Annotated in this window: 23 protein-coding genes; 7 read left to right on the top strand and 16 right to left on the bottom strand. The window is 48.7% G+C overall.

Annotated elements, in window-relative coordinates; all coding sequences use genetic code 11:
• Positions 1 to 19: 19 nt before the first annotated feature.
• The 5 genes from G459_RS0103045 to G459_RS26700 form a co-directional block, all read right to left on the bottom strand.
• Positions 20 to 1,030 carry a S41 family peptidase gene (locus G459_RS0103045; protein ID WP_026966318.1) on the bottom strand — a complete coding sequence of 337 codons (1,011 nt, stop codon included), beginning with the start codon at positions 1,028 to 1,030 and terminating at the stop codon, positions 20 to 22.
• Complete coding sequence (locus tag G459_RS0103050; protein WP_026966319.1) at positions 1,027 to 1,845, bottom strand: hypothetical protein; 819 nt, start codon at positions 1,843 to 1,845, stop codon at positions 1,027 to 1,029. Before G459_RS0103050 ends, G459_RS0103045 begins: the two co-directional genes overlap by 4 nt.
• A 90-nt stretch (positions 1,846 to 1,935) precedes the next feature.
• Positions 1,936 to 2,901, bottom strand: a complete 966-nt coding sequence (locus G459_RS0103055) for a metallophosphoesterase family protein (protein ID WP_026966320.1) — start codon at positions 2,899 to 2,901, stop codon at positions 1,936 to 1,938.
• 26 nt (positions 2,902 to 2,927) lie between these two features.
• Complete coding sequence (locus tag G459_RS0103060; RefSeq protein ID WP_026966321.1) at positions 2,928 to 4,106, bottom strand: alpha/beta hydrolase family protein; 1,179 nt, start codon at positions 4,104 to 4,106, stop codon at positions 2,928 to 2,930.
• Between the two features lie 93 nt (positions 4,107 to 4,199).
• Positions 4,200 to 5,831 carry a sulfatase family protein gene (locus G459_RS26700; RefSeq protein WP_245588117.1) on the bottom strand — a complete coding sequence of 544 codons (1,632 nt, stop codon included), beginning with the start codon at positions 5,829 to 5,831 and terminating at the stop codon, positions 4,200 to 4,202.
• Positions 5,832 to 5,958: 127 nt separating this feature from the next.
• Between G459_RS26700 and G459_RS26705 the strand changes: the two genes are divergently transcribed.
• Both G459_RS26705 and G459_RS0103075 read left to right on the top strand, forming a co-directional pair.
• Positions 5,959 to 7,473 carry a Gfo/Idh/MocA family oxidoreductase gene (locus G459_RS26705; protein WP_035455065.1) on the top strand — a complete coding sequence of 505 codons (1,515 nt, stop codon included), beginning with the start codon at positions 5,959 to 5,961 and terminating at the stop codon, positions 7,471 to 7,473.
• A 168-nt stretch (positions 7,474 to 7,641) separates the two neighbouring features.
• Positions 7,642 to 8,583 (top strand): TIM barrel protein, encoded by a 942-nt coding sequence (locus G459_RS0103075; RefSeq protein ID WP_026966322.1) that lies wholly within the window; start codon positions 7,642 to 7,644, stop codon positions 8,581 to 8,583.
• A 40-nt stretch (positions 8,584 to 8,623) separates the two neighbouring features.
• Here the strand turns inward: G459_RS0103075 and G459_RS0103080 are convergent, their stop codons facing one another.
• Positions 8,624 to 9,769, bottom strand: a complete 1,146-nt coding sequence (locus tag G459_RS0103080) for a DUF4221 family protein (RefSeq protein ID WP_084454329.1) — start codon at positions 9,767 to 9,769, stop codon at positions 8,624 to 8,626.
• A gap of 66 nt (positions 9,770 to 9,835) precedes the next feature.
• Between G459_RS0103080 and G459_RS0103085 the strand changes: the two genes are divergently transcribed.
• Positions 9,836 to 10,225 carry a VOC family protein gene (locus G459_RS0103085; RefSeq protein WP_026966324.1) on the top strand — a complete coding sequence of 130 codons (390 nt, stop codon included), beginning with the start codon at positions 9,836 to 9,838 and terminating at the stop codon, positions 10,223 to 10,225.
• A 69-nt stretch (positions 10,226 to 10,294) separates the two neighbouring features.
• Entirely contained in the window at positions 10,295 to 10,531 is a 237-nt protein-coding gene (locus G459_RS0103090) for a VF530 family protein (protein WP_084454331.1), read from the top strand.
• 80 nt (positions 10,532 to 10,611) lie between these two features.
• Here the strand turns inward: G459_RS0103090 and G459_RS0103095 are convergent, their stop codons facing one another.
• The 6 genes from G459_RS0103095 to G459_RS0103120 all read right to left on the bottom strand — a co-directional run bounded on the left by G459_RS0103095 (position 10,612) and on the right by G459_RS0103120 (position 15,273).
• The gene (locus G459_RS0103095) at positions 10,612 to 11,121 is read right to left on the bottom strand and encodes a hypothetical protein (RefSeq protein ID WP_026966326.1); all 510 of its coding nucleotides are present in this window, start codon (positions 11,119 to 11,121) and stop codon (positions 10,612 to 10,614) included.
• A gap of 107 nt (positions 11,122 to 11,228) precedes the next feature.
• Complete coding sequence (locus tag G459_RS0103100; RefSeq protein ID WP_026966327.1) at positions 11,229 to 11,888, bottom strand: phosphatidylserine decarboxylase family protein; 660 nt, start codon at positions 11,886 to 11,888, stop codon at positions 11,229 to 11,231.
• Positions 11,889 to 11,965: 77 nt separating this feature from the next.
• On the bottom strand, positions 11,966 to 13,243 hold the full coding sequence (locus tag G459_RS0103105; protein ID WP_026966328.1) for a Glu/Leu/Phe/Val family dehydrogenase: 1,278 nt from the start codon (positions 13,241 to 13,243) through the stop codon (positions 11,966 to 11,968).
• Between the two features lie 72 nt (positions 13,244 to 13,315).
• A complete protein-coding gene (locus tag G459_RS0103110; RefSeq protein WP_026966329.1) occupies positions 13,316 to 14,155 on the bottom strand; it encodes a phosphatidate cytidylyltransferase in 840 nt (279 codons plus the stop codon).
• Positions 14,139 to 14,345: a putative signal transducing protein gene (locus tag G459_RS0103115; protein ID WP_026966330.1), complete on the bottom strand. Its 207-nt coding sequence runs from the start codon at positions 14,343 to 14,345 to the stop codon at positions 14,139 to 14,141. The genes G459_RS0103110 and G459_RS0103115 overlap by 17 nt, the downstream gene beginning before the upstream one ends.
• Positions 14,320 to 15,273, bottom strand: a complete 954-nt coding sequence (locus tag G459_RS0103120) for a CPBP family intramembrane glutamic endopeptidase (RefSeq protein ID WP_026966331.1) — start codon at positions 15,271 to 15,273, stop codon at positions 14,320 to 14,322. The genes G459_RS0103115 and G459_RS0103120 overlap by 26 nt, the downstream gene beginning before the upstream one ends.
• A gap of 38 nt (positions 15,274 to 15,311) precedes the next feature.
• On the opposite strand from G459_RS0103120, the gene dusB reads away from it, so the two are divergent.
• Together dusB and G459_RS0103135 are read left to right on the top strand one after the other, a co-directional pair.
• Positions 15,312 to 16,307, top strand: coding sequence for a tRNA dihydrouridine synthase DusB (gene dusB, locus G459_RS0103125; RefSeq protein WP_026966332.1), 996 nt, complete (start codon positions 15,312 to 15,314; stop codon positions 16,305 to 16,307).
• 100 nt (positions 16,308 to 16,407) lie between these two features.
• A complete protein-coding gene (locus G459_RS0103135) occupies positions 16,408 to 17,325 on the top strand; it encodes a DMT family transporter (RefSeq protein WP_026966333.1) in 918 nt (305 codons plus the stop codon).
• Here G459_RS0103135 and G459_RS0103140 read toward each other — a convergent pair.
• The 4 genes from G459_RS0103140 to G459_RS0103155 all read right to left on the bottom strand — a co-directional run bounded on the left by G459_RS0103140 (position 17,322) and on the right by G459_RS0103155 (position 20,576).
• The gene (locus G459_RS0103140; RefSeq protein ID WP_026966334.1) at positions 17,322 to 18,038 is read right to left on the bottom strand and encodes a M23 family metallopeptidase; all 717 of its coding nucleotides are present in this window, start codon (positions 18,036 to 18,038) and stop codon (positions 17,322 to 17,324) included. The two genes, G459_RS0103135 and G459_RS0103140, sit on opposite strands and share 4 nt — an antisense overlap.
• A gap of 55 nt (positions 18,039 to 18,093) precedes the next feature.
• The gene (locus tag G459_RS0103145; protein WP_026966335.1) at positions 18,094 to 19,170 is read right to left on the bottom strand and encodes a DUF3810 domain-containing protein; all 1,077 of its coding nucleotides are present in this window, start codon (positions 19,168 to 19,170) and stop codon (positions 18,094 to 18,096) included.
• 12 nt (positions 19,171 to 19,182) lie between these two features.
• Positions 19,183 to 19,764: a NifU family protein gene (locus G459_RS0103150; RefSeq protein WP_026966336.1), complete on the bottom strand. Its 582-nt coding sequence runs from the start codon at positions 19,762 to 19,764 to the stop codon at positions 19,183 to 19,185.
• 74 nt (positions 19,765 to 19,838) lie between these two features.
• The gene (locus tag G459_RS0103155) at positions 19,839 to 20,576 is read right to left on the bottom strand and encodes a ThuA domain-containing protein (protein WP_026966337.1); all 738 of its coding nucleotides are present in this window, start codon (positions 20,574 to 20,576) and stop codon (positions 19,839 to 19,841) included.
• Positions 20,577 to 20,858: 282 nt separating this feature from the next.
• On the opposite strand from G459_RS0103155, the gene G459_RS0103160 reads away from it, so the two are divergent.
• Positions 20,859 to 21,764: a LysR family transcriptional regulator gene (locus G459_RS0103160; protein WP_026966338.1), complete on the top strand. Its 906-nt coding sequence runs from the start codon at positions 20,859 to 20,861 to the stop codon at positions 21,762 to 21,764.
• The last annotated feature ends 26 nt before the right edge of the window (positions 21,765 to 21,790 follow it).

A 21,790-nucleotide genomic window follows, 5' to 3' on the forward strand; every position in this document is an offset into this window, starting at 1 on the left:
GCATTTCCTTGCGCCCTTTCTACTTTCCAGTCTTGATGTATTCGATGGCCCGTTCCAGGATCGGGTCTCTACCCGCCGCAATGTCTGCCTCCGTCATTTCAACCGGGATATCTACAGGAACACCTCCTTCGAAGTTCAATCCATCGACTGTATATCCAATCGTAGAGCTATAATTGAAATACCATCCGTTGGGAAGATCATAACCGGCCGGCACGCCGCATCCTCCACCGGTATCGTCCCCCATCAGAATAGCGCCAGGAATTCCTTTGATGTAAGCTGAAAAATAACTGCCTGCGCTGTACACTTTGCGGTTGGTAAGGACGACTATCCTGCCTTCAAAATGCGGATTCACTTCATTGGGATCAAGATAGATGTCTTTCTCCTCCGAATAATCATCGGGCCCAGGCCCGTTTTTGGTCTTAAAGGAATAGATCTTTGTGCGCTCATCGATCAGGCGGGCAGCGATCTTGAGCCCATTTTCGGGATTCCCGCCTTCGTTATTTCTGATATCGATAATCACTCCTGGCAAGCCTTTGAACCGCTCTGCCACAAAGTCCAACTCACTCTGCAGGATGGGCGTGGCAAAACTTCTGTAATGAATGTACCCCACTCCATCGATCTCTTGATTGAGCAGAAATCCGGTGATCCGATAGTCTCCCAGGTAATTTCTCTCCAACAGATCAAAATTATAGTTGGCAGGAGCTTCCAGATAAGGGAGATACCGACTGATATCAAATGGCGTCCTGAGGTTGGTATGCCCGTCTTTTAGGGTATTGAGCATCTCGGCCATGACATCATAGAGCTCCTGATCATTTTTTGCTTGGAGAGCCAATGGTCGATACACAGTCTGGATGCTGTCCCAGTTGATCTTCTTGTATTCAAAAAGCGCATACCGATCTTTCATCGCCTGCCACAAGACATCAAAATTATCGGCGTTGTTGTTTTGCTTTTCGGATTCGTAAAACAGATTTTCGCAGGCACCAGACCCCAACAAAATCAACATCAAAAGAAGGGAGGAGAACTTTTTCATTTGGCTTTCATCAGGAAGTTAACACCGATCGTGTGTGCGGCAGAATGCATCGTGACCGGGCTTTGAAAGGAATAATACTCCCAGTTGTAGATCACCTGCATCTTGTTTCCACCGGCGATCGGGAATTCGACATAGTTGTCAAACTGGATCCTGGGGAAATTGCCCAGCCAGCTCACCGAAGTATTGTCAAAAAGTGAGGATCCAAAGTCTTTTTCATGGTCCAAAAACTCCGGAACTCCCGAATAACCTGGACGGGCTATGTATCCAACTATTGGCAGCTTCAGGGTAAAACTCGCCTTCATATCTTTGCCCCAAAGCTCAAAGGCTCTCAAGTATCGCCCTTCTGCCTGAAGGTTCCCCGTAAATTCATAATTGATCTGGCTGTTGTCCCAGCGGGGAGAGTACCTAACAGAAATCACATTCGAAACTCCCGGTCCAACATAAAAAGAGCTCTTTTCTTCACTTTTGATCTGGAAGAGATGACTATAGCTGATTTCGTTCCAATAGGATTTGACACTTGGTTGAAGGTAGCGTGCTGGCACCTGCCCGGCCTCGAACGCCTCACTTTTCATGCTGCCAATGCCGGCCTCGAAGTTAAATTTCCTCCAAGTATTGGCTTTGTTTTTTTCGTGGTTGATCATGAAATAGAGCAGCCCTCCGCTGTATTTCGTCTGGGTAACGAGTTGATCCTGGAAATTTTGGGAGCGAATGCCTACCGCGATTCCCCAAAATGATTCCTTCTGCGAGTCTTGGGCTATCGAAACTTCTGAAGTTACTACCAGGAAAACCAAACAACAGGTGAATACTTTTTTCATCGGGAAAGGTGCAGATCAAACCTAAAATTGATCAAAAATGCCAGTAATGGCAAAATTGTCGGTCATTTCCCCAAAGAGTGAGGCAGTGAGTTACTCAAACTTCAGCTTTCGCTTCGTGATCCAAGGATGGACATAGGGCTTCAGATTTTCCGGAAAACCCAAGTCAAACGGTGACGGCCCCACCCATTCGGTTTTCTTTCCCGCGATCTTGATAGTTCCTTTGGAGGAGATGGTCACGGTCGTGAAAAGCGGTTCCTTAAACGGCGCCGTAAACTTGATCCAACGATAGTTTTTGTCCACTTCAGCACTGTAGCGGACATGGCCATAATCTTCTCCCAACCAGTGATAAGCCATCGAAGTAGTGGAGATGTACCAGATCCCTCCAATGTTTTCCGCATAGTCGACGTGGGTGTGGCCATTGAAGGAAGCGATAACACTGCGCTCTGGATGAAGCCGGTTATGGTCTTGGAGCAAGGCCTGAACTTCGGCGTAGTTTTCCACGCCGTAGGTTTCCTGGTGGGTTTGGTAGGTGGAGAGTCCCTGGTGGGAAAAGAGAATGGTCGGAAATTGGGACTTTTCCAGATCGTTCTTAAGCCAAGCCATTTGCTCCGCCCCGATCAGTTGTTGATAGCCTTTTTTGCTCGGATCGATCTTGTCATTGCCATCGAGGACGATGAAGTGAAACCCATTTTTGTCAAAAGAATAATAGCTCGACTCCATCTTGCGGTAGGCCAAGGCTTTCTCAAGAGAAGTGCCTCCGTCCATCTCATGGTTGCCGATCACATGGTGTTTGTCCCCGGGAAAGGAATTCCAGATTTCATATGCTTTTTGATATTCCGGTTTGGGTATGCTGAAATCTCCCAATTCGATGATGAAATCCGGCTTCTCTTTTTTCATCGCTTCTATAAACGCCGTCATCCGGTATTCCGAATCATGCATGGTCGGAATGTGGACATCAGTGCAAAGGCCAAAGGTGACTTCTTGGGCTTTCTGGGCAAACAAAGAGGTGCCTGTCATCAATCCTGCGGAAAGAAGCAGTGCGGAACGGAATTTCATAGCTGTTATCGGGATTAAGCTTTGGCTTAAGGGTTGAAATTGAGGGATTTCATAAGCGCTTCCTCACCTTGGAGGGCATTGGCCGGAAGCGGATTTTTGTCATTAAAAACCATCAGATCTTCTTTGGGCAAAAGGGTGACAAATGCTTCATCAAATTGGTTTTTGACCAGGATCTTCCCGGCATTCAGCCCGAGATATTGCGCGAGGAAATTGTACACCACCACGCGTTTGCTTGGTCCGAAGTCGTGGCGTTCGGCTGGTAGGTGGACGTTGTCAACCTTGCTCTCGGCATCGTATTGAGCATAGACTTTTTGGATATAAGGCATCTCGATCCTTGGCGTATTTTTCGTCCAGTCGCCTCCATCGGACACCAGTAGCATCGGTCTCGGCACGGCCAAGGCAGCAATCTCCACGTTGTTGGTTTGATGATGCGCGCTTTTGTGAACCGGCATCCCGCTTTCGCAGACACAGCCTCCGAAGAAATAGGCCGAGACCATCACCACCGGCACGGAAACCTTGATCCGTGGATCCAAAGCCGTGAGCATAATCGTCTGGGTGCCGCCGCCGGATTCGCCCGTCACTGCGATTTTTTCAGGATCCACATCAGGACGGGATTGGAGGTAGTCGATCACCCGTTGCGAGTTGTAAGTTTGGATGGTGAGCGCAGCGGGAATCTTATGCTCAACCTGCTTGGAATCGCCATAGCCGATCATGTCATAGGCGAAAACCACCGCGCCCATCCGGGCAAAGGCCGCACTGCGGGTTTGGACACTTTCACCAAATCTCGGATCTGTACCATGTCCATGCACGCTGAGAATCCCGGGGCTTTTTTGAAAGGGCTCCTTGGACAAAGGCCTGTAAAGATTCCCTGTAATGTAAAATCCCGGGAAACTCTCAATCGCAATATTTTCGACGATATAGCCATCCATCTCGCGAGTGCTGTGGATGATGATATTGAATGGAGTATCGCGCTTCGGCATCTGGTCAAGCTTCATTCCCTTAACCAATCCCTCGCGGATGACTTCTGCCCGCTGTTCCCAGTCGGCCTTGGTAGTCCATTCCGTGGCCCATTGCTTCATGTGAACATTGGCCTCGTCCTCCGTCCAATAAGCGCCTTGGCAGAGCATATTTTCCTGGGCATATCCAAGCTTGGCCTGCACGACACAAATGACCAAGGCTACTAAAAATCCAACTGTTCTTTTCATGGTTATCAGGGAAATGGAATCTGCACAAATACTACTTGGATGAGTTGCATTTAGACTAATTCCGGTGGGTTATTTTGTTCAATTTGTCAGAAACTACTCCTTCAATATCAGCGCAATTTCACTGGGTTCGAATCCGATCCGATGGGCATTGACATAAAGCGAATCGTCGGCATTGGCTTCGAAAGGTTTGGTGTAGAGCTTCCAGCCCTCGCCTTTGGACTTTCTGTAAGAAATAACGGAACTGGAAGTCGCCGAACTCAGGCTTACTTTCCCTTCCCGAAAATCAACTTCCGCCTGTTGGGTCACCGGAGGATTGTCCTGTCCTCCCCACCAATTTCTTACCATCTCCATCTCATCCTGAGCAGCCATATCGCCGTACTTGAGCATCCAGTCTTCATGCGCCATTCGCAGCTCGACTAGCTTGTCGGCATAGTCCGGGTTTTCGCCCAGATTTTCAAATTCCCACGGGTCACTTTGGGTATCATAGAGTTCCTCGGTCGGTTTGGTCGCCGCAAACCAACGCGCTTGATTTTGATCCAGAAGCCCTTTTTTATTCAAGTCCAGCAGGTGAACCATCAAAGGATTCGAAAGGCGATACTGGATATTTTGGTAGTTGGGCTTCTCAGGCATGTAGTTGCGGATGTATTTGTATCGGCCGTCAGAGACTGCTCTGACCCGGTCGTATTCGGAGTCCATCCGATCCCGGGCGGCGTAGACGTAGTTGCGGGGTGCAGCTTTTTGTTTTCCCAGAAAAGCCTGTCCCTGCATCGTCTCAGGGATCTGTACGCCCGCCAGCGATAGCAAGGTCGGTCCGAAGTCCACAAAGCTCACCAGTTCGTCAGTTTTCGAACCCGCTTCCAGAAAAGGTGCTTTGATCAAAAGTGGAACTTTGAGCCCGCGGTCGTAGAGCTCTCTTTTGAAATAGGGCATCCCATCCCCGTGATCAGAATAAAAGAAGATGATCGTGTTCTCATACAAGCCATCTTCCTTCAGCTGCGCGATCACCTCGCCGACCTGCTGATCCATCCGCATGACATTGGTGATAAAACGGGCCAAAGTCCTGCGCGAAACCGAGTGATCGGGATAAACCGGCGGGACTGTGACCGAATCCGGATTTACCAGAAGGTCTTCATTCTCTCTCCCCCACACCTGGGATTCGTGGGTGGTGGTGAAGTTAAATATGGAAAAAAACGGCTGATTTGGGTCCTTTCGATTTCTCCAATGGGCTTTGTCGCTGCTGTCGTCCCACATTCCCACCGGACTTCTAAACTGATAATCCTCTTTGGAATTGTTCGTGACATAGTATCCTGCCTGGCGCAGATAGACGGGATATGGATACATTCCCTCGGGCAAAAGCGTGGAATAGCCCTTGAATCCCGGAGGATAGGCATCTCCTGCTGCCGCAGAAGGTGCCAAAGTCCGCATGTGCATCGCACCGATGGAAGTCTGATAGGCACCCGTGATCAAGGCTGCCCGGCTCGGAGCACATACTCCTGCTGTGGAAAAGGCATTCTGATATTGAAGCGATTCCGCGGCTAGGGCATTCAGGTTGGGAGTCTTTCCACCCGTCCCGCCGTAGCTTTCCAAGTGCTCGGGAGACATATCTTCACAGACAATCCAGACAATATTCGGCCGCTCCGGGTAGATGATTTTGTCGGAGAGTTTCTCTTTTCTCTGACAGGAAAAAAAGAAAATACACGAAAATAACAGGAAGGAATATTTCACGGAGGATCAGATAACAGTGACAAAAACGCTCTTTCCCAAGGGAAATGGGAATGAATTCCTTAAAATAACAAAGATTGTTTTACTCCCGCATCCTGCCTAAATTCCATTTTCGCCAGAAACCATTGCTATGCCCCCCTTAGAGAAAATCAACCGAAGAGAGTTCATTAGTTCCGCCGCCACGATTGCAGCTTCCATCTCCATCGTTCCTTCAAACGTCATTGCCGGCACCGGCCATATTCCGCCCTCCGATCAACTGACCGTGGCCAACATCGGCTGTGGAACTCAGGGATTGAGAGAGATGGGTGACCTGTTGAAAAACCCAAGGGTCCGGGTGGTGGCGGTATGTGACTCCAACAAGTTTTCGACAGATTACATCGACTGGTCTCCCAACGGCATCCGGGATGATATCCGGGAGACTTTGGGCGATCCGACGTGGTGGGAAGGCAAACCCGGAATTCCCGGGGGTCGGGACGTCGGGCAGGAGTATGTCGAGAAGTTTTATGCGAAAAACAAGCCTTCCGGCAAATATAGGGGCTGTGCTTCCTACGAGGATTTTCGGGAGCTTTTTGCAAAAGAAAAAGGAATCGATGCGGTCAAGATCATGACTCCGGACCATACACATGCGTCTATCGCTTTGGCAGCCATGGATCGGAAAATCCATGTGGTGACGCACAAACCCATCTCCAACCGACTCCTCGAAGGAAGAAAAGTGATCGAGAAAGCCAAATCAAGCGGAGTGGTCACGCATCTGCTCGCTTGGTCTGACCGACCTGAGTACCGGCAGATCAAAGCCTGGATGGATGCCGGACTGATCGGAGAGCTGAAGGAAATCCACAACTGGTCCTATCGCCCGGTCTGGCAGCAGTGGACCAAGAGACCCGAACCGGCCATGCCAGTCCCAGATGGATTTAATTGGGAGCTTTGGCTTGGTCCCGTGCCTGACATGCCCTATCACAAAAACTACACACACAATGTCTTCCGTGGCTGGTATGAATTCGGCGGCGGGTCGGTGGCAGATATGGGACATTACAGTCTTTTCCCGCTGTTTGAAACGCTGGGAATCGACAAAAGCCCGACGTCGGCAAAAGCCTTTGGCACCACCACCCGCGAGGAGGTCAACCAAGTCTATCAGTGGGTCAAAAACGACGTGGCTTTCCCTGCCAGCTGCCTGATCAAATGGAAGTTCCCCGCGCAGACGTCGTTGCCAGCGTTCGATTTGTTTTGGTACGACGGCGGGATGAAACCTTTTGCACCCGAAGAATTGGAGATGGATGGCAAAGACACGCCGGAAGAAGGGTTGATGCTCGTGGGAACTAAGGGCAAAATCCTTGGAGGATTCCGCGGCGAAAATCCGGTCCTACTCCCGGAAAGTACGATGATGGTAGGTCGCGATGCCGAAAAAATCAATTCCAGAGAAGTGGAGCGGGATACTGACATGTGGGTGGAAACGATGCTCGAGAACAAACAAACACCAGGCAGCTTCATTCGGGCGCAGTGCATCACCGACACGATCAATCTCGGAGCGATTGCGCTGAGATCCGGCAAAAAAGTAGAGTTTGACGCGAATCTCCTCAAGATTACCAACGACGAACCCGCGAATCAATTCCTGACCAGAGAGTACAGATCTGGCTGGGAGATTTGATTTGTTTTCGCAAAAAAACTCGAACGCGGAAGACCGGAGACAAGAACAGCTGTGATCAAGATCTTAAATATCCAAAGCGATTGAAAATCAATGTAATTCACATCGAGATTCGCTAAATTATCACTTCACCAAACAACCGATAACTTTTACCACTAACCTCCCTTACCCATGACCGATAGAAGAAATTTTCTCAAAACCGCAGGTCTAGCCACGGCCGCCGTAGGCTTAGGCCTTCCCCAGTTTTCCTTTGCTGAAAAGCGAGCCGACTTGTTCAAAGTCTCTCTGGCAGAGTGGTCGCTGAACAAGATGCTCTTTGCCAAGACAATGGACAATCTTGACTTTGCCATCGAAGCTAAAAAACACAACATCGATGCGGTGGAGTATGTAAATCAATTTTTCATGGACAAAGCCAAAGACATGGCTTATCTCCAAGAAATGAAAACCCGGGCTGATGGAGAGGGCGTGACCTCGGTATTGATCATGTGTGATTCGGAGGGAATGCTCGGAGCTGCCACGTCAGATGCGCGAAAGCAAACTGTCGAAAACCACAAGAAATGGGTCGAAGCCGCCAAGTTTCTCGGCTGCCATGCCATCCGGGTCAATGCCTACACCGCCGTCCCCTACAGCACCGATCCTGAAAAGGAACAGGAAGCAATCAACGTATGCAGCTCCGGCCTGAGACAGCTGTGCGAATTTGCGGATGATTTCGGTATCGACGTGATCATCGAGAATCACGGGGGCTTTTCCTCCAACGCAAAATGGCTGGCCAAAATGATCAAGGAAACCGGGCACAAAAGAGCTGGGAGCTTGCCCGATTTTGGAAACTTCCGGATTCATGCTGACGGAGACAAAATCTCAAGCTACGACTCCTATCGAGGCGTGGATGAGTTGATGCCTTATGCCAAAGGGGTGAGCTTGAAGCCTACCGTCTGGGATGATCATGGAAAAGAACACCCACTGGACTACGAGCGCATGATGAAGATCGTCAAAGCGCATGGGTTCCATGGCTATGTCGGCATCGAACATGGAACTCCGGGGCGTGAGTGGGAAAGCATCGAGGAGATCCGGGTCAATCTGGATCAAATCCGACGGACGCTCGAAAATGCATAAACGAGAAAAGGCTGGCCCGATTTGGACCAGCCTTCTCTCGTTATTCTTTCAACTGAATTAATTCAAAGGCAAATTGGTCCTCCTGGTTTGCCGGATTATCAGGGTGGCTGAGAGACAGGTAGAGGCCTTTTTCTCCCACAAAGAAATTGCTCGGCAGATAGGTCCCGCTGTCAAATTTCGTTTCTGCCAGGACATTCAGATCTTCGTCCAAGACCATCACCACAAATGGCCCAGGGCTGGCTCGAAGCGCTCTCAACTCTTCATCAGTCTCTGCCACGACGGTCGGATAGGCAAAGCGGTAATAAACATTTCGATACGGATCATGAATCAGCGATTCGTATCTCGACTTGGCAAAGAAATACGCACTAAAGCCTCTTCCATCCACGTCTTTTGGAAAGGTCGGCATGGTTTCGTCCAGGTATTGGCTCTTTGCAGATTTGGGTTGCATGGGCTCATTCTCCGAATTGCTGAAATAAACCTGATGATCTCCCATATACGACGCGACGGTCTTTCCATGATTACCTGCGACGCTAAATTCGAACTGCTTTTGACCATTTGACAGATAGTCCTTCGGAAAACCAAATGGTAATAGTCGCGTGGAGCCATCTTCCAGATTGATTGCGGCCAATAATTTCTTGCCGTCCAGCGCTTCTTGGTTTATACTACTTGGGTTCCCGTCAAGTCTCACCTTGACGATCAGTTCTTTTCCCCGGACCACGGGAGGAGACACATAGTAGCTATTGTGGACAAAAATCATGGGATAGCCTTCCGGGAGGGAAAACCGGATCCGGCTTTTTATCGTCCCGGACGTATCGGTCAAGATGATAAAGGGACTCATCTCCGGGAAGATGAAGATGCTGTCTAAGCTCTGTACATGAAAGTGCCCCAGCGCCGTGCCTTGATCACCTTCTCGCTCAAATCGGATTTCCTTCACAAGCGTCTGCCCATCGAGGTCATAGATCTGGAGTGAATTGTTATTCCGATTGGAGTTAAAGAGCAGAGGCTTTTCACTCTGAAAATATTCCAATCCCATACTGACATTGGAGGTGCTGTCATCAAGCGGAAGTTGGATTTTCTCCCCAGAGGGAGTTAGCGACCAAGTTACTGGACTTTCGGTTTCTTTTTCCTTGCAGGAAAAAGTCAGCATTAGGACGAAAAAGACTATAAGTAATTTAATTTTGGACATCGGAAACGGTTTGGTCTTAAAACTATCAGCTAAACCAATAAACACAAAACTCTTTTTAGTTTTTTTATGAAACAACAACTGGGACAGCTCGCGCTCTTAGTCAAAGACTACGACGAAGCGATCCACTACTACACAGAAGTCCTCGATTTTGAACTTTTGGAAGATACTGTAATGAGCGAAACCAAGCGCTGGGTACGGATCTCCCCTCCTGGATCTTCCTGCCATTTGCTCTTGGCCAAAGCCGCCAATGAAGCTCAAGAAAAGCAGGTGGGATTCCAAGCCGGAGGCCGGGTCTTCCTTTTTTTGTACACGGATGATTTCTGGAGAGATTATAAAAAATACACCGAACGAGGCGTGGAGTTTCTACGGGAGCCAAGCAAGGAAGCTTACGGGACGGTCTCGGTGTTTAAGGATCTGTATGGTAACTTGTGGGATCTGATCGAGCCGAATAGTTAATAGGCGGTCGCCAGCATGTAGGTTGCTGCCAGAATTCTTAACTTCAAATTCATCATTATTCATTTGACATTGGAATCTCAACCCAAAAATCCGCTTCACGGTCTCCGACTGGATACGATCCTAAACCATCTCGTAGATACGTATGGCTGGAAAGAACTCGGAGAGCGAATCACGATCAAGTGTTTCACCGATAATCCGTCTATCAAGTCCAGTCTGACTTTTTTAAGAAAAACTCCCTGGGCAAGGGAACGAGTGGAAGGGCTGTATCTGAAGTCGCTGAGGGATCAAAAGAAAAGCAAAGATTAAACTTCAGCACAAAGACTTGCCCGGTCAAGCCGTTTAGACATTTCGGAGGAATTGTTTCAGGAAAATCACTAAGCCATTTCTTAATCGACCTTAATGAACTCTTTTGACTCGAACTCAATACATTCCATACCCGGCGCAGGCGACCAACAATTCTCCTGAAATTCAAAACTTCTTTGGTCTGAAGAAAAGGTCAGTATCCCCTCGGGAGTTCTAAAAAAATCAACAATCCCCGGCCTCAAATCTTCCTTCGAACCATAATAAACCCGCTGGGATTCGGAATCAACTCCAAAATAAATCAAGGCATCGGAGTAGTAATACTTGAATGTGTCCGATTCCAGATTATACCAAGAGCTAGAAATCAACTGATATCCTAAATCTGGGCCTGTTTCTGTCTGCCTTACGGTCTTTGTCAACTCAAAAATGCTGTCATTTTTGAACGCATAGGATTCCACGAACCAATAATCGAGAGAATCGACATATACGCGGCTTTCCCACGTCCCCATCAAGGGAAATCTCGGATTTTCTTCCTCACTGCAACCGACCAGCCCTACGGCAAAAACAAGTACGACTAAATAAAACGCTGATTTCATAAAAGATCTATTTGGTTGATATCCACCAAGACGTCTCAAATATTCTGAATGTTACAGATTTTTAAAAATTAAGTTAAAAAATTTCCATTGCCTGTTTTTTACAGTCCCTACTTCAATCTCGCGATCGGCGTCTTGGCACCTTTGGTCACCTGATCCATCGTACAGAGGATCTCAGCATCCAACGGAAGGTACATATCCACTCTGGAGCCAAACTTGATAAAACCGAATTCTCCGCCCTGCTCCAATTTTGAGCCCGCTTTCACATACCATTTGATCCTTCGGGCCAAGGCTCCAGCGATCTGGCGTACCATGATTTTGGTTCCTTTTGAGTCGGTGATGACCATCGAGGTGCGCTCGTTTTCTGTGCTGGACTTGGGATGCCAAGCCACCAGGTATTTTCCGGGGTGATATTGGAAGTACTCCACCTCGCCTTTCACAGGTGATCGGTTGACATGGACATTGATCGGAGACATAAAGATAGAGACCTGCTTGCGCTTTTCTTTCAGATATTCGCCTTCAAAAGCTTCCTCGATCACAACGACTTTGCCATCCGCTGGCGCGAATACAATCCCATCTTCATTTGGAAGCGAGAACACGGGATTTCTAAAAAACTGTAAAACGATCAGATACAAGACCACGCTGACGATTAAGGAGAGATTGATCAGCAATCGCTGCTCGGGGAGGTAGTAATACAGTAAGTAATTGAGCGCGACTAGGATGATCATCATCCAAAACAACAGCACTCTCCCCTCTTTGTGAATTGTCATCATGTTTTTGAAATTGAAAAGGCGTGGAAAAACTATTTCCCACGCCCCAAAGGTAAAACTTTTAGCTTAAACGAGCCTTAGAACCCACCGCGGAAGCTGTAGGTCTTGGCCACTTTGTCGATGGCAACGATATACGCAGCGATTCTCATCGGTACTTCATACTTTACAGCCGCCGCATATACGGTATCAAAGGCATCTTTCATGATTCGGTCAGAACGACGGTTGACGCGGTCGGCGGTCCACTTGTAGCCGAGCCTGTTTTGCACCCATTCGAAGTACGAAACGGTCACACCACCCGCGTTGGCCAAGATGTCCGGCACCGCCATGATTCCCTTTTCGTTGAGAATCGCATCTGCCTTGGCCGAAGTCGGTCCATTGGCTCCCTCCACGATCAGCTTGGCGCGGATCTTATCTGCATTGGCCACGGTGATGACATCTTCCATTGCTGCAGGCACCAATACATCCACTTCCATGGTGAGCAGGTCTCCGGGATTTTCCATCCTGTCTCCGCCCGTAAAGCCTTCCAGAGTACCGCTATGGGCCTCTTTATGCTTGATAGCTTCCTGGACATTGATCCCGGCAGCATTGTAAAATGCCCCGGTATGATCAGAAATCGCCACGATCTTTAATCCTCTTTCCTCCAGAAGCTGAGCAGCCCAGCTCCCCACATTTCCAAATCCCTGAACTGCGCAGGTAGCGGAAAACGGGTTGATTTTTAGCTTTTGCATTGCAGCCAAAGCCGAAACCATCACGCCGCGACCCGTTGCTTCGGTTCGTCCCAGAGATCCGCCCAGCACGAGTGGTTTGCCGGTGACAACCGCCTGAATGGTCATCCCGTGTGCTTTGGAATATTCATCCATCAGCCAGGCCATCTCTCTCGGGCCAGTCCCCATGTCAGGAGCTGGAATATCTTTGTCAGGGCCAAACACGTCGATCATCGCCATGGTATAGGCTCTGACCAAGCGCTCGATTTCGCCTTTTGACATTTCACGGGGGTTGCAGCGCACGCCGCCTTTTGCACCGCCATAAGGGATATCGACCACGGCACATTTCCAAGTCATCCAGGCAGCGAGCGCCCGCACTTCGTCCAGATGTACATCCGGAGCGAATCGGATTCCGCCCTTTGCAGGACCAAGAATGTTTGAATGAATGACCCGAATCCCTTCGAAGACCTGAATCTTGCCATTGTCCATCGTGATGGGCAGGGAGACGATCACTTGTTTGGCGGGATTCTTCAACACGTTGTAAACTTCATCGGAGAGTCCGAGTTTCTCCGCAGCGATGTTGAATCTTTCCATCATTGACTCCAGAGGATTCTCTTTATCCTTGATCGGAGCCGGTTCAATGTAAGCCATATTTGGGTTCTTAAAATGTGTTTGCGAAATGCTGTACAAACTTACTTAGATTTTCAAACCGCCCTGCGATTATTAAAATATTTTCAAAAAAGCGGTAATAAATGGGGCCGAAAGTAACAATCCGTCAAAACGATCCATAAATCCGCCATGTCCCGGCAATCCGCTCCCGGAATCTTTGATCTCGATCGAGCGCTTGAAAAGCGACTCGATCAGGTCGCCATAAGTTCCCGCGATGATGATGATCCCGGCGATGACCAGCCACTTCCAGTCTTCAATCACTTGGAAGTACTGGGACAAAATGAATGCCACCGCGATGGCCGAAAATGCTCCACCCAAAAAGCCTTCCCAGGACTTTTTAGGCGATACCCGTTCAAAAAGTTTCGTCTTGCCAAACTTCGTTCCGGCAAAGTAAGCACCAGTGTCACTTGCCCAGAGGATCAGCAGACATCCAATGAGTATTTCATAATGATACACCTTGTCTACTGAAAACACCGCCAGGTTCAGCAGGGAAAAAGGCAGAGCCACATAAAAAATCCCCAAATAGGTATAGGCAACGCCGGTAAAGGGTTTTCTGTCGGTTTTCTTATACAGCTTGATGAAGAAAGTCAGAGAAACTATCGGGAAGATCAAGTAGAGATATTCGTTGGGAAGGCGCTCCTTTTCGATCATGAAAGTCAGCGTAAAGATCATGATCCCCAGAAATGTCCCAAAACTCCGCAGTGGAAGCATTCCGTCCAGACCGGTGAGTTTGTAGAATTCCATCTGGGAAAAACCCAAGATCGTCGCAAACACCACGAAGTAAGTCCAGTCCGAATAGATGGACGCTGTGACCACAATCAAGGCCCCGATGACCGCAGTGATCGCCCGCTGGCCCAGATTGCTGTAATTATTAATGTTAAAACTTGATTTCATTTTGAATCAATTGCATTGCTACTAGTCCATCAGCCTGAGCGACCAGCACTTCGTAGCTTCCAAATACGTTGTAGACCGTCTCCTTTTTATTCATCACTACCGCAGGAATCCCATTTTCTTCCAATACGGCCTTCACGATCTCCGCACGAATCTGGTTTTGATCTTCAAATACCTTGATCCAATTCTGCATCTTTTGGTTGATTGATTTTTTTAAAGTAAAAGAATCCAATCATAAGAACCAACAGCCCCGTCAAAGCCGCCGGGTAAGACACTGTATCCGTGGACTCCAGATCAAAATCTACGATTCCCTGGTTGGACAGATAAATGACCAACACGGTCAAAGAATTATTAAAAACGTGGGCTAGAATCGGATAAAGCAGGCTGCCCGAATAGTGATAGAGGTACCCAAAAAGAGCCCCCAAAAAAACACGTGGAACAAACCCGTAAAACTGGACATGAATCGCCGAAAATATGATCGCGGTCAACCAAATGCCCGAGTGGGCGGAATTGGTGTAAAGCTTCATCTTGGGCTGGATGATGCCCCGAAAAAACATCTCCTCACCGATGCCGGCAAAAACACCAATGACCAAAATCCCCGTCAAAAGCTCCGGAATACTCTGGAAATCCGTCAGAAACATAGTCAGCTCCATCAGCTGAGTCTCCATCTCTTTCATCCAGCTCTCCAATCCGGCCATGGACTCCGGCAGATCCAGTTGTGCATTCCAATAGACCAAAAGTCCGTTGACAAACATCGCCCCCAGCGTAATCACAAGCGCGAGTAAAAGATTTTTGACGTTGAATCTTTCCCGCTGGATATCCCAGTGTAATTCCGCTTTGTCTATAAATCTTGAGATGACCCAAGCTGCGACCCAAAACCCAATCCCGGAGCCGATTCCCTGGACAAAAAGCATCGCCATCCGCCCGTTTGGCACATCATAGTCGCCGGTCATCAGCCCCAAAAAGTCCTCCATCGTGATGTTATACAGTGTCGGAACTAAGACCAAGGCAAATCCCTGCAAGAGAATCAGGACTCCAATAGTGACTAAGACAATGACTATCAATGACAATAGCCAACTCTGCCGTTTGCCTATTTCAGTTTGGGTTTCGTATATCTCCATAATTTGGGGTAAATTTACGCCAAATTTAGAATTGAGAAGTGGTTAAGATTGGAAAGTTAGAGCTGGGGGAGTTTCCCCTACTGCTCGCCCCGATGGAAGATGTGAGCGATCCACCCTTTCGCGCAGTCTGCAAACAAAACGGGGCAGACCTCATGTACACCGAGTTTATCAGCTCAGAAGGCCTCATTCGGGACGCTGCCAAAAGCGTCCAAAAGTTAGACGTCTATGACTATGAGCGACCTGTGGGGATTCAGATCTTCGGCAACGAGATCGAATCCATGCGGGAGGCTGCTGCCATTGCGGAAGCCGCCGGCCCGGATATTCTGGACATCAACTACGGCTGTCCTGTGCACAAAGTCGCCTGCAAAGGTGCCGGTGCCGGAATCCTGCTCGACATTGACAAGATGGTCTCTATGACCGCCGAGATAGTGAAGCGTGTGAATATTCCTGTCACAGTCAAAACACGATTGGGTTGGGATCATAATACTATACGGATCGTAGAAGTAGCCGAACGGCTTCAGGATGTGGGAATCCAAGCGATCTCCATCCACGCGCGAACGCGTCAGCAGATGTACAAAGGTGAAGCGGATTGGAGCTACCTCAATTTGGTCAAAGACAATCCAAGATTGCACATCCCGGTCTTTGGAAACGGTGACATCGACACCCCGGAAAAAGCCGGAGAATACCGCGCCAAGTACAACGTCGACGGGATGATGATCGGCCGGGCATCGATTGGCTATCCTTGGATCTTCAATGAGATCAAGCATTTCTTCGCAACCGGTGAAAAACTGGCAGGCCCAGATCTTCACGAACGGATTGCCGTGACCAAAAAGCACCTGGACTTCTCCGTAGAATGGAAAGGCGAAAAGCAGGGGATTCTGGAGATGCGCCGTCACTATACCAATTACTTCCGGGGCATGCCCAACTTCAAGCCCTTCCGAACCGAGATGGTCACTGCCGATACCTACGAGCAGGTAGCTGAGATTCTCGGTCAAGTCGCAGAAGCCTACGCGGACTACGAATTTCAATATTGAAACCAAACGACCTCAGAATTTTTATCTCTGAGGTCTTTTTTTTGACCTTTTTTGGAGCCGAATTAGTTCCTTTGCAGACATCTATCTTTTTGACGATTTAATGAGTACTACCCACTCAGAAAACAGCCTGAAAAACTGGGCTTTGCTGGTCATTTTAACCCTGATTTGGGGAACCTCATTTATCCTCATCAAGCGTGGATTGGAGGTATTCAGTCCCGGAGAAGTCGGCGCTTATCGGATGGTGGCTGCTGCGACATTACTGCTGCCTCTTTCTCTTCCAAAACTCAAAAATCTCAGTAAAACACAGGTTAAAAACTTACTGATCGCAGGTCTGCTCGGCAGCTTTTTCCCTGCCTTTCTTTTCCCGATGGCTCAGACTCAGCTCAGCAGTTCGCTTACCGGTGTGCTCAATGCCCTGACTCCGCTATTCGTCGTACTGGTCGGAGCGCTGTTTTTCGACACCAAGATCACCAGGCGAAATGGCCTCGGACTGCTCATTGCCTTTGTGGGAGTGATCATCTTGGTCACCTACAAAGACGGCGGTGGCTGGGATTCGCTGACTGGGATCAACGCCTATGGACTCTTTGTCATCGCGGCTTGTATCTGCTACAGTTTCAACCTCCACGTCATCAAAACCCGCTTTACCAAGCTCAAGTCCATTGAAATCTCTTCGATTTCGCTTCTGATGATCTTGCCGCTTGCCTTGATCTACCTTTTTGCCGGCACCCAGTTTTCATACAAGCTCGTCACCCATCCCCATGCTTGGGAAGCGCTGGGCTACCTGACCATCTTGGGCATGGTTGGCACAGCAATCGCGTTGGTTTTGTTTAATATCATGGTGAAAAATGCCAGCCCATTCTTTGCGAGTTTGGTCACCTACACGATCCCGATTGTGGCGATCATGTGGGGTGTATTGGACGGCGAGGTGTTATTGATCGGGCATTACATTGGTATTGCCGGGGTAATCTTGGGAGTGTGGATCGGAAACAGGAAAAAACAATCCGCCCAATCCATCTAGTTTGACTCCTGTATTTGCTTCAGTCCTTTTTTGCTGAGCTCCATCGTGACCACTTCTTGAGGCTGAGTTGCGGTCAATTTTGTCGACTCTTTGATTTCCAGATTCCCTTCCTTCGCTGCGAAAACCACCGGGAAATAGGCGTATTTGAACTTGTCCAGATCAGCCTTCACCGGCTTAAAATTAATCATGAGTACATGAGGGCCATTTTGATAGTGATCTCCAGCGGACTCGGCCAGTGCCTGCCCCGGCAGTACTACATCCCCGACCTGCACCTTTTCAGACCCTGCTTTCAGGATTTTTAGCCTGGTGAGCGTACCGTCTTCATGAAAAATCTCGATGTAATTTTCATCTGCTGTCCCATCTGCCACAGGGATGAGATAGATCGGTTCCACCTTAGTTTTCCCGTAGATGTTCCCTTTTGCAAAGCTGAAACTGTATCGGTAATTCGTGCCCTGCCCCGCCAACGTGGGCTTTAGCGTAGCCACTTTAGATCTACCGGGAGACACCGCAGTTACTGTATTACCACCCCCTGACGTGGTCATATTCTGAAGATCAGAAAAGCTGATAATCAAGGAATAAGTGATTTTGGTAGGATTTACTGCGTAGATCACCACATTCTGTTCGGAGTCGCGCTGGGGATCAAGAGTGATTTGGGCATTGACTGCTTGAGCAAAGGAAAAGATCAAAAGGAAAGAAAAAGCAAGTCTGAGCATCAAGAGAAGAAATAAATTCCCCCCAAAATAAAAGCTAAAAACTAATATCCAAGGTTCAACCTAAGATATTCATCCGCTGCCTCCAGGCATAAGCCAGCATCGGCAGCTGCTGATAGGAATTGACACCCGCCTTAACACCCTGACTTTTTAGAAAAATATCATTCGATTTCCGGCTCAACTCCAGCGAAAAAGGCTTGATCGCTTCACTGACTTCGCGGATGGAATTGAGATCACTCCGAATTCCCGCTGAAAGTCCCTTCAGCCATTCTCGGTAGTCGCCCGGTGCCATGCGGTAGTAATCCCGCATCTGGTATTGCAGGAGTCGGAGGTGCCCGGAATACTTCAAGAGCGGATCATCCGAGTTGGTGCAGATCACCCAAGCGATAAAATTGGCCTCTCCCTCGTTGGTCACGCCGTAGCTATGCGCCATCTCGTGCGCCACTGTAAAGGGCCGCTCAAGCGGATGAAGTGTCGGGTCGATGTAGCTCTCTCCCGTAAATGGAAAATAGATGCCCAAAATGCCCATCTTTCGCATAAATCCAGGCGGCGGAAACTGCTTTGTCCTCGGTTTTCCGGTGAAGTTCAAACCCAAGATATCCAGATTTTCGTGCATGTTGCTCCGCACCACGCGCTCCAAGTCCTGGTACTCCATGATCGAATCGATTGCCAAGGTGTCTGCGGTGACTCTGCCACGATACTGCACGGCGAGACGTCGGGTAATGTCAATTTCTGACTTGAGTTGCTCGAGATTGAGAGATTGGGGCTTGAGGGAAAGCTGCTGAAAGATCGGCGTCCGCTGATAGTTAAATCCCCACAGCACCAAGAAAAAAAATACCAAGGCTCCTATCCCGTTAGCCAGCGCCTTGAACGTGTAGAATGTGCGGGACTTCCATCCGGCGATATTTTTGAATTTGAGGACAAATAATCCCAAAACAAGGATGACCGAGGCGATAAAAAAGTAAACGCTGGGAAAGGGAAGATTTCCCAGCGTCAAGTCGATGACATTTCTGATTCCGGGAAAGAACTTCCTAGAATAAATTTCGTCCGTTGCCTCCGGATTTTGCGCAGCAAAATAGCGGATTACCAGAGCCAATATTCCCAAGAGAGCCCAGGACCAATCCCTTTTTGCCATGAATCAGTTTAGTTAGACACCTTCTGCCTGCACTTCCTTTACCTCAGGAAGCATGCGGGTGAGCAAGTTTTGAATGCCGGCTTTGAGCGTCACGGTGCTGCTTGGGCATCCTGAGCAGGAGCCCTGCAAATGCACTTTGACGATACCGTCATGAAAGGAATGAAAAACGATGGCTCCTCCGTCCTGCTCTACCGCGGGTCGGATGTATTCGTCTAGAATTCCTTTTATTTTTTTGACTGTCTCAGAGTCATTTTCGTCAAAAAGCGGATCTTTTTCAAAAGTCGCTGTCACCGCCATCTGCCCCGACTCCAGATACTGTCTGATGTGATCGCGAATGATATGCTGAATCTCTGGCCATTCGACCTCCTCTGATTTGGTGACGGTCACAAAATTTGATGCAACAAAAACACGCACCACCGCGGCAAAGTTGAAGAGCTCTCGGGCCAACTGGCTATTTTCGGCGCTTTCCGCACTCGGATAGTCAAAACTCACCCCTTCCTCGACCAGCATGAAGTTGGCCACAAACTTTAGTGAATTGGGATTGGGATTGGCCTCCATGTAGAGGTGAACGGGTCTGGCTTGAGCTTTTAGCATGACAATCTTGGTTTTGTTACAAAGAAAAACCAAAAAAGGCTTCGGAAGTTCCGAAGCCTCGAATTATTAGGGAATTACTTGGGAAGTTTCCCTTTGGCAGCGTACCAAATCCCGCCGTGAACGTGCTGAAGAAAGGCGGCATTTTGCCACGCGGCTTCTACGTGACCAAAGGCAGTATAGAACACCCGCCCGCCGTCAAATTCATGGTACCAGGCCATCGGGTGATTTGGTCCGTTTCCTTTGGATACTTCATAGGTGGACTCATCAGCGTTGATCAGCACCTTGATATCCGGATTGATCTCGCGGAATTCGTACAATTCATCATACCAAAGCCAGTTGTCCGGCAGGTGCCAGGTCGATGGGTGATTTTTGTCTTTCACTTCCAATCTCAAGGTCTGCTGGCGCGGATGGCTGAGGAAATAAGCTCCGATCATCTTGTTGTACCAAGGCCACTCGTATTCGGTATCCGTAGCGGAGTGGATGCCTACGACGCCTTTTCCACTCTGGACAAACTTTTGAAAAGCCGCTTTCTGCGCTTCGTCGAAGATCGTTCCGGTAGTGCTGAGGAGCACAACCACGTCATATTTGGCGAGGTTTTCATCGGTAAAATGTCCGGCGTCTTCGGTGACATAGACTCCAAAGCCTTGCTCCTGGCCGAGCTTCTTGACGGCAGCGACTCCTTCAGGGATGGATTGGTGGCGGAATCCGGCGGTTTTCGAAAACACCAAGACTCGATATTGACCTTGGGAAAAGGCCAAAAGTGAGACGCTGAAAATCAGCGTCAGCGTAAGAAGTAAAGGTTTAAGGTTCATTTTGGACATTGTTAGTTGATACACATCTATTCGGCAAGTTAATCCTCCGGGGAAATTTTCCCAGCAATTCAAAGCTATTAATTGAAGTTCAGGAAACTCATTTTTTTACACAGTCAGTCATTGGGTTTTGACAAACGCTTAGATCACCGACATTAGCAGAGCCACTTTTTCTTTTTAGCCGGAAAGCATTTACTCCACTCATCCGTTTACAAGTTGGGGCTTCTCCACGCTTGTACCAACTTGATCCTCTCTGCGAGCCCGCATTCAACTAACGCCAGCAAAATGATCGACTACCGCTATGAAGTTTTCCTCGTTGTCGCCCGTCACCTGAGTTTTTCGAAAGCTGCTGAGCATCTTTTCATCTCCCAACCAGCGGTCAGTAAACATATTCGGCAGCTCGAAGGGGAGCTTGGAACGGCGCTTTTTATCAGAAAGGGAAATGCCACGCTACTCACTCCCGCGGGCGAACAACTGCTCGAGGAGCTTCTGCCCGCCAAACGAATCCAAAAGGGAATCCGCACCTATTTTGATTCTCTGAAAAAAGAGGAAGAGATCAAAGGTGAAATCAAAATCGGCGCAAGCACCACCTTTTCCCTCTATGTAATCCCAAAAATCCTTGCCTCGCTCCACCGCGAAGTCCCCGGAGCCCAGATTCTGTTGGTCAATGGCAACAGCGAAACCATTCTGAAAGCGTTGGACTCCCAAGAGATCGATCTGGCCTGCGTGGAGTCTTTTCATCATACCAACAGCTACCAGTCCGAGCCTTTCATGGTCGACGAGATTATCCCTGTGTGTGCCTCTTCCAGCCCGTATGCTAAAGACAATCTTCCTTTTGGGGAACTGATCCATTGTCGAATGGCGCTTAGAGAAAGAGGCTCCGGAACCTTGGCTATACTTACCCAGTCTTTTGATCAGCACGGAATCAAACTCAACGAGCTGAATGTGATCGCCCGGTTAGGCGGCACCGAGGCTCTAAAAAATTATCTGATCGAAGCGGAAGCGATCGGTTTTCTATCACGGTTGGCTGTCCAAAAAGAATTGAAATCCGGCGCGTTAAAGGAGATCAAAGTGCCGGGATTTCAGGTCATGAGGGAATTCAGCTTTGTGACCAGAAAAGGCGAAGAAACACTCGGCCTCATGCGGAACCTCATCCGAAAAGCGCGGCTCATCTATAACGGGAAGTTATAACTCATAACAAACCAGTATTTTACCGA

It is taken from the genome of Algoriphagus terrigena DSM 22685 (assembly GCF_000429445.1).
GTDB lineage: Bacteria > Bacteroidota > Bacteroidia > Cytophagales > Cyclobacteriaceae > Algoriphagus > Algoriphagus terrigena.